This is a genomic window from Bacteroides sp. 2_2_4, assembly GCF_000157055.1.
GTDB lineage: Bacteria > Bacteroidota > Bacteroidia > Bacteroidales > Bacteroidaceae > Bacteroides > Bacteroides ovatus.
This window is the reverse complement of the sequence record NZ_EQ973355.1, coordinates 123,978-139,718: the sequence shown is the minus strand read 5'-3', so window position 1 is coordinate 139,718 and position 15,741 is coordinate 123,978. Positions and strand designations below refer to the sequence as shown.

The window sequence follows — 15,741 nt, the reverse complement described above, 5'->3', positions numbered from 1 at the left end:
GAATTTAGAATGATGAGCCGGTGACTTGGCTGACTTGTTTTCTGCATTTGCAATCTCCTGACACTTGTAAGCATGCCATTGCAATGCTGTAATATTTGGACAAGCCGGAATCACTACGCGATGGAAGTACTACAGGGCAAATAGGACCTTGCAGCAATCCTGCCATTTCTGCCTGTGCAAACAAAGAGACGGATTTGTAGAATGCATTACCCGATTCAATGTTCGGGAATATCAAGACATCTGCCTGTCCGTTGATAGGAGATACAATCCCTTTAATATCACCACTTGCTTGTTCGCAGGCAGTACGTACATCCAGCGGGCCGTCAATAATCACATTTCCGAATTCTCCCGCTTCGGCAAGTTCTACGATATTCACATAATCTAGTGAATGAGGGAACTTGGCACTCACTTTTTCTGTGCAGTGAATCAATGCGACACGCGGTTGTTCGATACCAAAGTGACGGCAGGTACAGATAGCATACCAAATCATTTCTATACGTTGCTGTAAAGTAGGACGCGGAATGACGGCGGCATCCGAGAAGAAAAGCAGTTTATGGTAAGTAGGAATTTCCATTACTGCCAGATGCGTGAGGATTTTCCCTTTCGGTAACAAACCTTTTTCTTTGTCGAGTATGGCATGCAGTAAGTTGTCCGTATTGATAATCCCTTTCATCAAAATATCCGCTCCTCCTTCACGCACAATGCGGACAGCTTCGCGCGCCGCTTCATCCGGATTTTCTATGTGGATGGTTTTTACGTATTCAGGATATTGTTTGAGCGTGGGATATTTCTTCAGAATGGTAGAATCTCCAATCATCAGAAATTCTGCAATCCCTTCTTCCAAAGCACGGGAGATGGCATATTCAGTGTTAGGATCGTTCGCACAGACCACGGCAATTCGTTTTCTATGGTTTAGTTTTTTAAGATGAGCCGTTAACTGGGCAAAATTTAGAATAGGTTCCATAACGTTAGATTTTTAGCAAATATCAGAAAAATGATTGGAAAAATAATGATTATAACCCGAAAAATTACATCCATTATGTAACATTTTGCTATATTTTATTTGTTTTGGCTGTTGGATGTGCATGGAACCGTTTTTTCCTGTATTTTTGCAAATAAATCCCCCAATAAAATAAAAGCACCATGAAACAGTTTAAAAATCTATTATTTCTTAGCTTAATTCTCCTTTGTTGGACGCTTGTTTCCTGTAAAAGCAGCAAGACGTCTTCCGGTTGGTCTTTGATCTGGGAAGAGAACTTTAATCAGAAAAAGAGTTTCGATTCACAGGTCTGGAGCAAGATTCCACGAGGTAAGTCAGACTGGAATAACTATATGACAGACTTTGATTCCTGCTATGCCATGCGTAAAGGCAAACTGGTGTTGAGAGGTATTGCCAATCATACCCAACGCAATGACACTGCCCCTTATTTGACAGGCGGTGTGTATACAAAAGGCAAAAAGGCTTTTACGAACGGGCGTATTGAGATTTGTGCCAAGTTGAATGCGGCGGGAGGAGCATGGCCTGCCATCTGGATGTTGCCTGAAGGAGCGGCATGGCCATCCGGCGGTGAGATTGATATCATGGAACGTTTGAATAACGATTCTATTGCTTATCAGACAGTTCATTCCCATTACACTTATACGCTGGGGATCAAGGATCATCCGGTATCACATTCTACGGGAGTGATTCACCCTGACCGCTACAATATTTTTGCAGTCGAAATGTATCCGGACAGTCTTTCATTTTATGTCAATGATGTACATACGTTTACTTACCCCCGCATACAAACGAAAGAAGAAGGACAATTCCCTTTTACTCAGCCCTTTTATCTGCTGATTGATATGCAGTTGGGAGGTTCGTGGGTGGGAGCAGTCTCTCCCGAGGATCTTCCGGTAGAAATGGAAGTGGACTGGGTGCGTTTTTATCAACGAAAGTCAATAAAATAAGAACATATATGGATATTCAATTTCCTCCCTTTTTGCAGAAAGGTGATAAAGTGGTTATTGTATCACCTTCGAGTAAGATAGACCAACAATTCCTAAAAGGAGCCAAGAAACGGATGGAATCATGGGGCTTGAAAGTGGCTATAGGAAAGCATGCCGGAAGTTCATCCGGAAGATATGCCGGGACAATCAAGCAGCGGCTGAAAGATTTGCAGGATGCGATGGACGACCCTAAAGTGAAGGCTATTCTTTGCAGCCGTGGAGGGTACGGGGCGGTACATTTGATCGATAAAATTGATTTTACGGCCTTTTGTGAACATCCGAAATGGTTACTGGGCTTTAGCGATATAACCGCTTTGCACAATTTGTTTCAGAAAAATGGATATGCTTCCCTTCATTCATTGATGGCACGTCATCTTACGGTGGAACCGGAAGACGATCTTTGTGCGAACTATCTGAAGGATATTCTATTGGGAAATATTCCTTCTTACATGTGCGAGAAGCATAAACTGAACAAGCAGGGGACGGCACAAGGCGTTTTGCATGGCGGTAACATGGCGGTAGCCTACGGTTTGCGTGGCACTCCTTATGATATTCCGGCGGAAGGCACTATACTGTTTATTGAAGATGTTAGCGAACGTCCGCATGCCATCGAACGTATGATGTATAATTTGAAACTGGGGGGCGTGTTAGAAAAACTGTCCGGATTGATTATCGGTCAATTTACAGAATATGAAGAAGACTGTTCGTTGGGCAAGGAACTGTATGCTACTTTGGCAGATTTAGTAAAAGAGTATGATTATCCCGTCTGTTTCAATTTCCCGGTGGGGCATGTGACTCATAATCTCCCGCTTATCAACGGTGCAAAAGTAGAGCTTGTGGTGGGAAAGAAAAATGTGGAACTAAAGTTTATATGTTAATAATCCATTCCATCTGAACGATGCTGTGGTGAAAATGACTAATTTTGAGGCTTTAATAGATAAAAGGACGATGAAAAAGAAAACTATGATAGTATTAATGAGTGCCTTTTTGTTATTATCAGCATTCTCTTGCGGTGGAGGTAACAAGGCAAATAGTACGAGTGAACAAGACGAAAAGACAGTTGTGAATGTACCTCAGTTTGATGCGGATAGTGCTTATTTGTATGTAAAGAATCAGGTAGATTTCGGACCTCGTGTTCCTAACACTAAAGAACATGTTGCCTGTGGCAATTACCTTGCCAGTCAATTAGAGGCTTTCGGTGCTCAAGTGACTAATCAATATGCTGATTTGATTGCTTATGACGGTACGCTGTTGAAAGCGAGAAACATTATCGGTTCTTATAAGCCGGAAAGTAAAAAGAGAATCGCTTTGTTTGCACATTGGGATACACGCCCATGGGCTGATAACGATCCTGACGAGAAGAACCATAAAACTCCGATTCTGGGTGCAAATGATGGTGCCAGTGGGGTAGGAGCTTTGCTCGAAATAGCTCGTCTGGTCAATCAGCAACAACCGGAATTGGGGATTGATATCATTCTGTTGGATGCAGAGGACTATGGTGCGCCACAGTTTTATACAGGAAAGCATAAGGAGGAATTCTGGTGTCTGGGATCGCAGTATTGGGCACGTAATCCTCATGTACAAGGATATAATGCACGTTTTGGTATCCTGCTCGATATGGTAGGAGGTGAAGGCAGTGTGTTTATGAAAGAAGGGTATTCGGAAGAATTTGCTCCGGACATAAATAAGAAGGTTTGGAAAGCGGCAAAGAAAGCGGGTTACGGAAAGACTTTCATGGATGGAAACGGAGGATTTGTAACAGACGACCATCTGTTCATAAATCGTCTGGCACGTATTAAAACGATCGATATCATTCCCTACAATCAGGAAGGTGATTTTACCCCGACATGGCATACTGTCAATGACAATATGGAACATATTGATAAGAATACGTTGAAAGCAGTCGGTCAGACGGTATTGGAAGTGATTTATAATGAGAAATAATAGAATTGAGAAATAATATAATAAGGTGTTGATAGATTGATATGCCGGTTTTAAATACGGCATCTGCTATTCGCACATTGGTATATTGTCTAATTAAATAATTACTATAATGTCAATTAATGAACTACAAGATGAAGTGATTGCGGAATTCAGTGACTTCGACGATTGGATGGACCGTTATCAATTACTTATTGATCTGGGGAATGAGCAGGAACCACTTGAAGAAAAATATAAGACGGAACAAAATCTGATTGAAGGATGCCAGAGCAGGGTATGGCTTCAAGCGGATGATGTGGATGGTAAAATCGTTTTTAAAGCAGAAAGCGATGCTTTGATTGTAAAGGGGATTATTGCCTTGTTGATTAAAGTCTTTTCCGGACATACTCCTGATGAAATCTTAAATGCAGATCTTTATTTTATAGACAAGATCGGACTGAAAGAGCATCTATCGCCAACGCGTAGCAACGGTTTGCTGTCGATGGTAAAACAAATACGAATGTATGCATTAGCATTCAAAGCGAAAGAGGGGAAGTAAAAACTTCCCTTTTTTATTGCTGCTTTTGGGAAGTCAGGTGGTTCATGGTCAGTATGATACCGATAAACAGGAGGATTGACCCGAATAGGACGATGAGATACGGGGTACCGTTAATCAGGTCGTCCATATTTTCTGCTTCGGGGTATTTGATACTAAGATATACTGCTAAGGAGTTATTCAATATATGCATGAGTATACAGGGAATCAGACTGCCGGTTTTATAGTATGTCCATGCCAGCAGGATACCAATCAGAAATGCCGGAAGTATCTGGGCCGGATTGATGTGAAAGACACCGAATAGAAGTGCTGAAATGAGGATGCCTTTCGTCGGGTTGTATTGTTGCAGCAAAGCTTTGGTAATGGCTCCGCGGAACAACAGTTCTTCAAGTACAGGACCGATGATAGCTATTGCAAGAATACCGCCCCAACCGGATTGGAGAATGTCGAAAGATTGCTCCATGATGTTGGGTATCCAGTCTAGCAGTCCCATCAGTGCGGATACCAGAAAACCACCGGTGAGAATAGCTAGTCCGCTACAAATTAGGAATGGAGCTGATACGGGTGACCATGTTGTCTTCTTTTTACTGATATAACCGGCTTTCCATAGATAAATACCCATCATAATCTGTCCGGCTAGTTGTGCCGGGATCATAATCATTTGCGTCAGAGTGACTTTATCCAGATTTCCCGTGGTGACGAACAAATAGATCGTACAGGGAATCATAATCAGGATAGGGGCGACAATCTGTGCAATGAGAAGGTCTATTAATACTAATTTGATAGCCGTTTTCATGGTTTTTTATTTAGTGGTAAAGAAACTATAGATAAACATAGCTAACATGGATATAGCTATTACCACCAAAGAGATGCTCATAAATGACTTTTGCATAAGAATCTATTTTTTAAGAATTGTTTCTGTCTCTTCAGCATCCTTATGGAGCTGTGTTATTAACTCGTCGATACTGGAGAATTTCAGTTCGGGACGTGTCCGTTTAACAAAAGTAAGCCGGATGAATTTATCATATATGTCAGAATGGAAGTGGAGGATATTCACCTCAATCGTCCGGTTCGGACCATTGTCAATCGTCGGGCGGACACCTATATTCAGCATCCCCATATACGTTTTCCCGTCAAATGTTACCCATACGGCATATACGCCATCGGCAGGAATCAGTTTATCGGGATCATCCACCCGTAAATTGGCCGTTGGGAAACCTATCTTTCTGCCTACCTGATAGCCGCCTACTACGATCCCGTCAAGGAAATATTCATATTTCAGACAATGGGCGGCCAGGCTAACTTCTCCTTCATGAAGAAGTTTGCGGATCAGGGAAGAGCTCACCGGAATGTTGGGTTCGTTCCCTATTTCTATATTGCTGGTATACGCTTTGGCGCGAATTACTTCTATGCCAATTTCTTTTCCATAACGTACATAATCCTCGAAACCTTCGCTGCGGTTATGTCCGAAACGATGGTCATAGCCGATAACCAGGTATTTTACCTGATAACGCTCTTTTAGCAACTGTGTCATAAACTCCCGGGCAGTGAGCCGGGAAATTTCCGGAGTGAAATCAAGCATCAGGCAGTAGTCTACCCCGATGTCTGCAAGCAGACTTATTTTTTCTTCGGGGGTAGTCAGAAGTTCCGGATGATACTCCACATTCATCACTTTTCGGGGATGAACGGGAAAAGTAACCAATGCAGAGCGTAGACCTTTGGCGGCGGCTATCTCTTTCACTTGCTGAATCAGATAGCGATGTCCTGCATGTACTCCATCAAAGAAACCGATGGTAGCTACGCAGGGTTCCGGGGTAATTGCCGATGTGTCACGTATAATCTGCATATCTCTAAAATTATTTGAGGTTGAAAAGATGGCTCCAGTCTTCGCCTACTTTCGCTGTATAGGTAGAAATTCCTAAATTTTGGGCTGTCTTACAGTTCATTTCAGAGTCATCAATAAAAAGCGTTTCTTTCGGCTCGATACCGGCATCCTCTATGATTGCCTTGAATATCTCCGGTTCGGGCTTGGCCATTTTCATTTCAAAAGAGAGGTACGTTTTTTCAAAATAATCTTCCACCTTAAAGGTGCGGTAAGGAAACAAATGAGCACATGTCCATTCCCAATGAATTTGGTTGGTATTGCTCAATAAATAGACGACATATTTCTCACGTAATTTTAATAATAAATCCAGTTTTTGTGTGGGTATATCTACCAGGAAACTATTCCAGGCTGCATCTATTTGTTTGTCGCTAACTGCTTTGCCTATCATTTTACGAACTCCGTCACGGAATTCGGCAGGTGTTATCAATCCTTTTTCCTGTTGCATCAGGAGTCCGTCCTGGTTCTGGATATCCAGCAATGCATCCACGTTTTGGAGCCCTAACTTCTGAAAGTGCTCAATGCAACGTTGGCGGTCGAGATTGATAAGTACACCACCCAAATCAATAAGAAGGTTTTTTATTCCTTTACTTTTCATTTCTGTCTTTTTTGTGAATAATACGTTGAACAAGGCGAACAAGTTCTCCAACCCATAACACCGTGGACGAAACGCCTATAATAAGAAGCCAGGTTTGCCAGTCGAGCGGTTCCGTGCGGAATACGGCTCCACCGAATTGTACGATGAGGAATTGTCCGGCAAGAATAGCCAGTACAATAAGCTCCATCCCATACGATTTGGAAAGTCCCTTGAATGCCGAATCGGTAGTACCGAATACACGGGCATTGAACAGATTCCAGAATTGCAGCATGACAAAGAAGGTGAAGAAAATAGTCAGGTTGTGTACATTCATTCCTTGCGTACTGTGGTCGAAATAATAAATCATTCCGAGCAATACGATGAGGAAGATAGAGCCCACACCTATTATATTAGACCGCATTGCCTTACTGATAATAAAATCGGTACTGCGACGAGGTTTCTCAAGCATCACCGTTTCGCTGGGTGGAATAGAGGCAAGAGCCAAAGCGGCAAAAGTATCCATAATCAGGTTCACCCATAACATTTGTGTTACAGTCAGCGGAAGTTCCGTACCGATTACGGAGCCTAGCAGAACGATAAGCAATGCCACAAAGTTAATCGTTAGCTGGAAAACGATGAAACGCTGGATATTCTTATACAGTGAACGTCCCCACATAACAGCGGTTCCGATACTGTTGAAAGAGTCGTCGAGCAATGTAATATCACTAGCCTCTTTGGCTACAGAAGTACCTGTACCCATCGATAAACCTACTTGGGCATGATTCAAAGCCGGAGCGTCATTCGTTCCGTCTCCGGTTACAGCTACCACTGCTCCTTTTTGTTGAAGCAGTTGTACCAGACGTTGTTTGTCTGTCGGACGGGCGCGGGACATGATTTTTAAGTCCATCACTCTGTCCAGTGCTTCTTCATCGCTCAATTCGGCAAATGCGACACCGGTGATTCGATTTCGTTCCGTATCAGTTTCAGGGTTCCAAAGACCTATCTGGCGTGCGATTTCTGTGGCAGTTCCCGGAGTGTCACCGGTCACGATCTTGATGCCGATACCTGCAGACTGACATTTTGCAACCGCAGCAGGTACATCCGGACGAATCGGGTCGGAGATGGCAACTACTCCCAAGAAATTGAGGTCGTTGGCTGAAACTAGTTCCGTGCAATCGTTCGGTTCATTTTCTCCGACAATCTTGAATGCAAATCCAAGTGTACGCATAGCCATATTCTGATAGTTCAACAGTTGTGCTTCCACTGTAGAACGATACTCTACCGCATCCACTTGCCGTCCATCCAGAACAACTTCTTTACACTTACCCAAAACAATTTCAGGAGCTCCTTTTATATAAAGTATTTTTTTGCCGATCAATGGAGATTCAACAAGAGTTGCCATGAATTTCCGTTCGGTAGAGAAGGTGAGTTGATCGAGAACATGAGCTTGTTCGCGGAGTTGCAGGTAATCTCTTCCCTGTTTGTTTAGCCAGAGTAATAAAGCCACTTCGGTTGGATTTCCTACGCCTTTGGGTTTTTCTCCATTGGTTGATTCTTCAAGGAAAGCTGTTGAATTGGCGCTGATTCCTTCTGCGATAAGTGCGCTAATATCGTCATCAGACAAGTCACTGCCATTTTTTATACCATAGAAATTGGGTTCGTGCACTTGCATCAGATTTTGAGTCAGTGTACCGGTTTTATCCGTACAAATCACGGTGATGGCTCCCATTGTTTCGCAAGCATGCATTTTCCGCACCAGATTGTTGGTGGAAAGCATACGACGCATGTTCAATGCCAGACTAAGCGTGACACTCATTGGCAATCCTTCAGGCACAGCTACTACAATCAGCGTAACTGCCATCATAAAATATTTCAGTGTCCGTTCGAAAACCGGAAGCCACTCATGCCATCCGTTCAGCGAACCGAAATCAAAATATAGCACTACATCCTTCACGAAGAAAATAAGGAAAGCCAGACCGGCAACGGTGAAACCTATCTTTCCGATTAGATTTGCGAGTTTGGTGAGCTGTATGTTCAGCGGGGTGGGTTCGAGGTTATCCTCTGTACTCTGCCGGGCTACTTTTCCGATTTCAGTAGCATCTCCCACATGCAGCACGCGCATGGTACCATGTCCATCCACCACTGTAGTGCCACGCATCACCAGATTGGAGGCATAAGTCGCTTCTTCATCAAAATCAGCTTCTACAGTAGTTTTATTAATAACAGGTTCTCCGGTCAGATTGGATTCGTTCACTTGCAGAGAAATAGCTTCCAGCAACTCTCCATCAGCGGGAATTTCTTCACCTGTTTCCAGAATGACGATATCACCTACCACTATGTCTTTACGAGGGATTTCCTGTACGCGTCCGTTTCGGACCACTTTTACCAAGGTTTCTTCATTGACTGCATTCAGCAGATCGAACTTCTTGCTGGCATCATATTCGAAGAAGAAACCGATTCCGGTAGCCAATAAGATAGCGGCTATGATTCCGATTGTTTCGGCATATTCGTTTTCGATGATGGAGATAATTAATGAGAAAGCGGCTGCTACTAATAATACACGGACAACCGGGTCTTCAAATTTTTCCAGATAAAGTTTCCAGAGAGAAGGACGCTTGGGGGGCGTTAACAGGTTAATACCATTTTTCTCCCTGCTTTGTAGGACTTCGTCATCAGTAAGTCCTAAATGATAATAGTCATTTTTATTTGTACTCATGCAGATACATGCGTTTAGTTTGAACCGCAAAAATACAACATAAAATTGTGATAGAATGTTTAATTAAAACTTTTTATGAAGTCGAATTTGTTAGCGTGGTTTACCACATGACCGATAAGGAATTGTAAACCAGAATGTAGAGCCTTCACCTTCTACGGAATCCGCTCCGATTTGACCGCCAAGTTTGGCGACAATAGTTTGAGATATGGAAAGTCCCAGTCCGGCTCCTTTTTTATCTTTATTCAGTTTCACGAAGCGCTCGAATACATCCGGTAATTTCTCTGCTGGAATTCCGGTTCCGGTATCCTTGACATAAAAGTAAAGCTCGGTATCTCTAGTTTCATAGCCGAGGCGGATGCTACCTTTATGGGTGAACTTAATGGCGTTGCCGGCAAAGTTTGAAAGCACTTGTGCCACCCGGTTCCGATCTGTTTGAATCATGCAGGAAGAACGGGATGATTCCGCTATAATTTGTATATTTCCTCCGGCGTCATCGACTCTCATTTGAAAAAGTTGTTGTAAATCTGAAAGTAACTGATTGACAGTCAACTGTTGTCTGCACAAATTCCAATGTTCCGGCTTCGATTTTTGACATATCGAGAATGTCGTTGACCAGTTGCATCAGGAGGTCGGCATTCATTTTTATGATTTCTTGATATTGGGCCTTTTCCTCTTCTGTAGTTGCACTGCCTAATACCTCTGCAAATCCGGTAATAGCATTGAGAGGGGTACGGATTTCATGGCTCATGTTGGCTAAAAAGGCAGATTTTGAAATATCGGCTTTTTCTGCTTTTTCTTTGGCTAGCCGTAACTCCTTTTCAGCTTGTTTTCGGCGGGTAACATCGTGTACGGTGATTACCATGTTCTCTTCTTCATTCAGAAGGAAGTAAGAACCGGATATTACTGCATCACATTCCACGGTAGTATTATCAGATGTAACTATGGATAAAGTGGCTTCAAGATCCGTGAAGTTTCGTCTCTGTTCGAAGGCTTGTCGTATGGCGGTACGTATCGGGCAAGAGCCGCAGAAACTATGTGTGCCGCAACCTCCTTCGGCTGCCAATGCATTGCGACATTGCAACAAGTCGCCCACTCTTTTCTCTTCTGTTCCTTTTCTGGTTCCGGTTTTTTGGTAATAGTTAGTCTTCAGTACCTTGAAATCATTGTCTATTAATAGGATAAAGGCATGCACATTTTTCAAGATGGCGCCGGCAATATGGCTGGTGCGTTCCAACTTTCTGGATTCACGGAACAATCGTTGTTGCATCCGCAGACATTTCCTACGTTCCAATAAAAAACTGATTAGTAGGACTGCGCATAAAACTATTAAGGTAGACAATAGTGCTATAAGCATAGTATAATATTGTTGTTTTAGCTTGATAATATGACTACAAAGATAGTTTTTTTCTTTAGTTTAAAAATAGTGTTGAACAAATATCTTGCTATTTGTGTTATATTATTTAGAAAACCAATTAAAAATACGAACGTTATGAAAAAGTACATTTGCACGGTCTGTGAATATATTTACGACCCCGAACAAGGAGATCCGGAAAGTGGAATTGAACCAGGAACAGCATTTGAAGATATTCCTGATGATTGGACTTGTCCATTATGTGGAGTCGGAAAAGAAGACTTTGAACCGTACGAAGGATAAAACCAAGAGAGAGAATTATTAAGAGGAGAATGACTGGGTGTATAAATATATACCCGGTCATTTTTTATTTTTATGGTTGGAAATTATTCTGCTGATTATAAATGTGATATCTTTGATGCAAAAATCGGAAGTTATGTATAATAGAGCAACCGTCATAACCGATCTAAGGTATCTATCATACCCTGTAATCTTTGTATTATTGATATTCAGCCTTTTGATGGCTGGTTGTAGCGACGATGAGAATGAAGAGCAACCTCCTGCTCTGGATGTTCCGGATTATAGCACGCTTGTAGTAAAAGATATACAGAATATACCTGCGGACTTCACATTTGACCGGGTTGAGGTGAAAGTGACGGGTGTTGATTGGCAAGTGATTGAGACTCTTAGCTTTCCTTATGAGAACGGGCAAATAGTAATGACACTTCCCACTAGTTTTTCTTCGGAAAAGCTTCAGACAGTAGACCAGCGTAATGGTATGGGTGGTTACTGGACCGGAACCTCAGATGATGCGGACGCTCTTGTGGCGACGTTAGGAGATTTCTTTGTTTTTAATGGAGATAAAAGGGTGGGGCGAATTGCTATTTCCAACTGGTCAGGTAAAGGGTCTTCTGCCGGAAAAGCTACATTGGTGAGTTATCAGTATGCCGACCGTTCTTTTACATTGACAGGCAGTGACAAATCATACTATTATAGTAACTGCTCTTTTTATAAGGGATGGAATATTTTTGCCAATATAAATCCGGCCTCGGAAGGCGGGACTGCAAAAGTGCTTCGTACAACTACTGTTCCGGAATCTACATTGTTCTGGCGTTTGGCTGAATCATACGTATATAATTGATTTTATAAAAGATACTATTAGATATAAAAAGGAGAATCAGGTATGTATTGATACTACTGATTCTCCTTTTTTATTCTTTATTTTATCTGTTAAGAAGCTCTTTTCTCTTTCACATCACTGCTGGCTTCCACTACATTCACTACATAGTCGCCAAGTTTCTCGCATTCGGCGATAATATCCATGTAGTAAACTCCCATCTGATAATCATATTCTTTGTTGTTCACATCCAGAATATTCTGATTCTTCAGTTGGTTACGATAATTATTAATTTCGTTTTCGATGTTGAAGGATTTGTTGATGTCAATGCTCTGATGCTCCGGTTTTTCTACTACCACAATCATTTGGGCAAGTGCATCGTTAGTCAACTTCATCATGAAATGAATATGCTCATATTGTTTCTCGGTAAAGTCTTGATTAGTCTGACGTTTCCGGTTGATGGTACGTGCCAGATTATAGCAGCTGTCGCCAATACTTTCAATTTCTGTCACTTCACGCAACATGGCGCGTATCTGTAACTTACTTTCAGAACTCAAACGGCCTTCGGACACCTGATTCAGGTAGTTGGCTATTTCAAGTTCCATATTGTCGCTGATATTTTCATATTTCTCTATCCGGCTGAACAGCTTATTGAAATCGTCATCCTTTTCCGTATGCAACAGATCCTGCACCATGCCGAACATCCGGTGGGTACGTTCTGCGAAAAGATGGATTTCCTTACGTGCCTGAAGGATAGAAAGTTCAGCGGTAGAAAGCATACCACCGGTGATAAACCGCAAACGGGGCTCTTCGTCCTCTTCTTTGGGGTGGATAAGAGCACATACGGTACGTTCAATCAGTTTAACTGCCCATATCAAGATACATACGTTACAGATATTGAAGATAGAGTGGAAAGCAGATAGCTTGTAGGAAATAGCAACCTCTGGATTACTGCTTTGAAAGAAGGTGTCTACTACCCAGTTTACTAGATCCATGAAAGGATGGAAGACAATCAATACCCAAATGACCCCAAACACGTTAAAAACAAAATGGGCCAATGCTGCCCGCTTAGCCTGTGTGTTGGCTGTAAGTGCGGCAAGATTGGCCGTGATAGTCGTTCCGATGTTTTCTCCCAATACGAGTGCTGCTCCCAGTTCCAGGCTGATCCAGCCGTTGGCACACATAATTAATGTGATTGCCATGGTAGCTGCAGAGGCTTGCACAATCATGGTCAATATTGTACCGATGAGCAAGAACAGAATAATGGAAAAGAATCCCATATCCGTGTAGTTCTGTACGAAGGCAAGCATTTCCGGATTGGCATTCAGGTCGGGGGCGTTTGCTTTCAGATAAGAGAGCCCCATGAAAAGGAAAGAAAAACCAAAAATGAATTCACCGATGGATTTGCGGTTGCTTTTTCCAGAAAAGATGAGCGGGAGGGCAATGGCTAAGAGGGGAAGAGCGAAAGCAGCCATATCGACCTTAAATCCGAAAATTGAAATGATCCAGGCAGTTACAGTAGTACCGATGTTGGCACCCATAATAACGCTGATGGATTCGGCAAGTGTAAGTAACCCGGCATTCACGAAACTAACGACCATCACCGTCGTTGCTGAAGAAGACTGGATAAGGGCTGTAATCAACACTCCTGTTAGAACTCCCGTTACCCGGTTGGTGGTCATTGCCGTTAGAATACTTCGCAATCTATCACCCGCGACCTTTTGTAAGCCCTCGCTCATGATTTTCATTCCGTAGAGGAAGAGTCCCAATGAGCCTATGAGCTTTAAAAAATCATAAAAAGAATATTCCATCTATAATATTTTTAATGGTTATTTGTTCTCAATCTGATTATAAGTATATTAGTCCCAAATTATTCACCTTTTAACGAACTCGATGAAACAGATGTTACAAATATGTTGCAAAAATAACAATAATTCCAAAGAATTCCCTATCGGAAGCTCACTTTTGGATATTTATTACGGTTTTAATCTTAATTTTCCTTATCAAGTAGTGAGTGCCAAGGTCAATAATCGCTCCGAGGGACTTAATTTCAGAGTATATAATAATAAGGATGTAGAGTTTCTGGATGTGAGAGATCAGTCCGGTATGCGTACTTATGTCCGTTCGCTTTGTTTTGTCTTGTTTAAGGCTGTCACGGAACTCTTTCCCGAGGGAAAATTGTTTGTGGAACATCCTGTTTCAAAAGGTTATTTCTGCAATTTGCGGATTGGACGCCCCATTGAACTCGAAGATGTGACGCGTATCAAGCAACGGATGCAGGAGATCATTGCAGAAAATATTCCTTATCACCGTATTGAATGTCATACGGCGGAAGCGGTACGGGTTTTCAGCGAGCGGGGGATGAATGATAAAGTGAGATTACTTGAAACTTCCGGTTCTCTTTATACCTATTATTATACATTGGGTGATACAATTGATTATTATTATGGTAATCTGCTTCCCAGCACCGGATATCTTAAATTGTTCGATATCGTGAAGTATTATGACGGGTTGCTACTCCGGATTCCGAGTCGTGAAAACCCAAGTATGCTCGAAGAAGTTGTGAAGCAGGAAAAAATGCTGGATGTCTTTAAAGAATATCTGAACTGGAGTTATATCATGGGGCTTAATAATGCCGGAGATTTTAATCTTGCCTGTGAAGAAGGACATGCCACTGACTTGATTAATGTGGCGGAAGCATTGCAGGAGAAAAAGATAGCGCAGATAGCCGATACTATCTTCCATCGTGGTGAAAACGGCAACCGGGTAAAACTGGTATTGATTGCCGGCCCGTCTTCTTCGGGAAAGACAACATTCAGCAAACGGCTTTCTATTCAGCTGATGACAAATGGCTTGAAGCCATTCCCGATCTCTTTGGATAATTATTTCGTAGACCGTGAAGAAACCCCTTTGGATGAAAACGGAAACTATGATTATGAATCACTTTATGCACTCGATCTGGAATTGTTTAATCAACAGCTGCAGGCGCTTCTTCGTGGCGAGGAGGTGGAATTGCCCCGTTTTAATTTCTCTCTTGGCAAAAAGGAATATAAAGGTGATAAACTGAAAATAGAAGATAATACAATTCTGATTCTGGAAGGTATTCATGCCTTGAATCCGGAACTGACACCGCATATACCAGCCGAACGGAAATTCAAGATTTACGTTTCAGCATTGACCACTATTTCGTTGGATGACCATAACTGGATTCCAACTACTGACAACCGTTTGTTGCGCCGCATCATCCGCGACTTTAATTATCGGGGATATTCTGCACGTGAAACCATATCACGCTGGCCTAGTGTACGTGCCGGTGAAGACAAATGGATATTCCCTTATCAGGAAAATGCTGATGTCATGTTTAATTCAGCGCTACTTTTTGAGTTTGCCGTACTTCGTTTGCACGCCGAGCCTATTCTGATGGGTGTTCCGCGTAACTGTCCTGAATATTGTGAAGCCTACCGATTGTTGAAGTTTATCAAATATTTTGTTCCGGTACAGGATAAAGAAATTCCGCCTACTTCTTTGTTGCGTGAATTTTTAGGAGGAAGCAGCTTTAAATATTAAGCAGAAAAATTAGGATATATTCGTGAATTGTGTTTCCTTTGCAGAAAATACAAATAAACCTTTTGTTGT

The 15,741-nt window shown here is 42.2% G+C and carries 13 protein-coding genes and 1 pseudogene; 7 read left to right on the top strand and 7 right to left on the bottom strand.

The genetic code is table 11. The features are described from left to right. Nucleotides 1-4 precede the first annotated feature (4 nt). A complete protein-coding gene (locus BSCG_RS26515; RefSeq protein ID WP_004296252.1) occupies nucleotides 5-964 on the bottom strand; it encodes a phosphate acyltransferase in 960 nt (319 codons plus the stop codon). A gap of 179 nt (nucleotides 965-1,143) precedes the next feature. Between BSCG_RS26515 and BSCG_RS26520 the strand changes: the two genes are divergently transcribed. The 4 genes from BSCG_RS26520 (at nucleotide 1,144) to BSCG_RS26535 (ending at nucleotide 4,465) form a co-directional block, all read left to right on the top strand. Beyond that, complete coding sequence (locus BSCG_RS26520) at nucleotides 1,144-1,947, top strand: glycoside hydrolase family 16 protein (RefSeq protein ID WP_004311942.1); 804 nt, start codon at nucleotides 1,144-1,146, stop codon at nucleotides 1,945-1,947. 8 nt (nucleotides 1,948-1,955) lie between these two features. Further along, nucleotides 1,956-2,864, top strand: a complete 909-nt coding sequence (locus BSCG_RS26525; protein WP_004311943.1) for an LD-carboxypeptidase — start codon at nucleotides 1,956-1,958, stop codon at nucleotides 2,862-2,864. Nucleotides 2,865-2,934: 70 nt separating this feature from the next. After that, nucleotides 2,935-3,930, top strand: coding sequence for a M20 family metallopeptidase (locus tag BSCG_RS26530; RefSeq protein ID WP_004311944.1), 996 nt, complete (start codon nucleotides 2,935-2,937; stop codon nucleotides 3,928-3,930). A 109-nt stretch (nucleotides 3,931-4,039) separates the two neighbouring features. Further along, complete coding sequence (locus BSCG_RS26535) at nucleotides 4,040-4,465, top strand: SufE family protein (RefSeq protein ID WP_004296248.1); 426 nt, start codon at nucleotides 4,040-4,042, stop codon at nucleotides 4,463-4,465. Nucleotides 4,466-4,478: 13 nt separating this feature from the next. On the opposite strand, the gene BSCG_RS26540 is transcribed toward BSCG_RS26535, so the two are convergent. The 5 genes and pseudogenes from BSCG_RS26540 to BSCG_RS0127065 form a co-directional block, all read right to left on the bottom strand. Then, the gene (locus BSCG_RS26540; RefSeq protein WP_004311945.1) at nucleotides 4,479-5,258 is read right to left on the bottom strand and encodes a CPBP family intramembrane glutamic endopeptidase; all 780 of its coding nucleotides are present in this window, start codon (nucleotides 5,256-5,258) and stop codon (nucleotides 4,479-4,481) included. A 102-nt stretch (nucleotides 5,259-5,360) separates the two neighbouring features. Beyond that, nucleotides 5,361-6,308, bottom strand: coding sequence for a bifunctional riboflavin kinase/FAD synthetase (locus tag BSCG_RS26545; protein ID WP_004311946.1), 948 nt, complete (start codon nucleotides 6,306-6,308; stop codon nucleotides 5,361-5,363). 10 nt (nucleotides 6,309-6,318) lie between these two features. Then, nucleotides 6,319-6,942: an HAD family hydrolase gene (locus BSCG_RS26550; RefSeq protein WP_004296245.1), complete on the bottom strand. Its 624-nt coding sequence runs from the start codon at nucleotides 6,940-6,942 to the stop codon at nucleotides 6,319-6,321. After that, nucleotides 6,932-9,637 carry a calcium-translocating P-type ATPase, PMCA-type gene (locus tag BSCG_RS26555; protein WP_004311947.1) on the bottom strand — a complete coding sequence of 902 codons (2,706 nt, stop codon included), beginning with the start codon at nucleotides 9,635-9,637 and terminating at the stop codon, nucleotides 6,932-6,934. Before BSCG_RS26555 ends, BSCG_RS26550 begins: the two co-directional genes overlap by 11 nt. 90 nt (nucleotides 9,638-9,727) lie before the next feature. Continuing rightward, a pseudogene (locus tag BSCG_RS0127065) lies at nucleotides 9,728-10,904 on the bottom strand (sensor histidine kinase). 222 nt (nucleotides 10,905-11,126) lie between these two features. On the opposite strand from BSCG_RS0127065, the gene rd reads away from it, so the two are divergent. Then, entirely contained in the window at nucleotides 11,127-11,291 is a 165-nt protein-coding gene (gene rd, locus BSCG_RS26560) for a rubredoxin (protein WP_004306971.1), read from the top strand. 115 nt (nucleotides 11,292-11,406) lie between these two features. Continuing rightward, the gene (locus tag BSCG_RS26565) at nucleotides 11,407-12,129 is read left to right on the top strand and encodes a hypothetical protein (RefSeq protein WP_032849287.1); all 723 of its coding nucleotides are present in this window, start codon (nucleotides 11,407-11,409) and stop codon (nucleotides 12,127-12,129) included. Nucleotides 12,130-12,218: 89 nt separating this feature from the next. Here BSCG_RS26565 and BSCG_RS26570 read toward each other — a convergent pair whose 3' ends face one another. Next, nucleotides 12,219-13,916 carry a Na/Pi cotransporter family protein gene (locus tag BSCG_RS26570; protein WP_004296240.1) on the bottom strand — a complete coding sequence of 566 codons (1,698 nt, stop codon included), beginning with the start codon at nucleotides 13,914-13,916 and terminating at the stop codon, nucleotides 12,219-12,221. 82 nt (nucleotides 13,917-13,998) lie between these two features. Between BSCG_RS26570 and BSCG_RS26575 the strand changes: the two genes are divergently transcribed. Continuing rightward, nucleotides 13,999-15,672: a nucleoside kinase gene (locus tag BSCG_RS26575; RefSeq protein WP_004296239.1), complete on the top strand. Its 1,674-nt coding sequence runs from the start codon at nucleotides 13,999-14,001 to the stop codon at nucleotides 15,670-15,672. Nucleotides 15,673-15,741 lie beyond the last annotated feature (69 nt).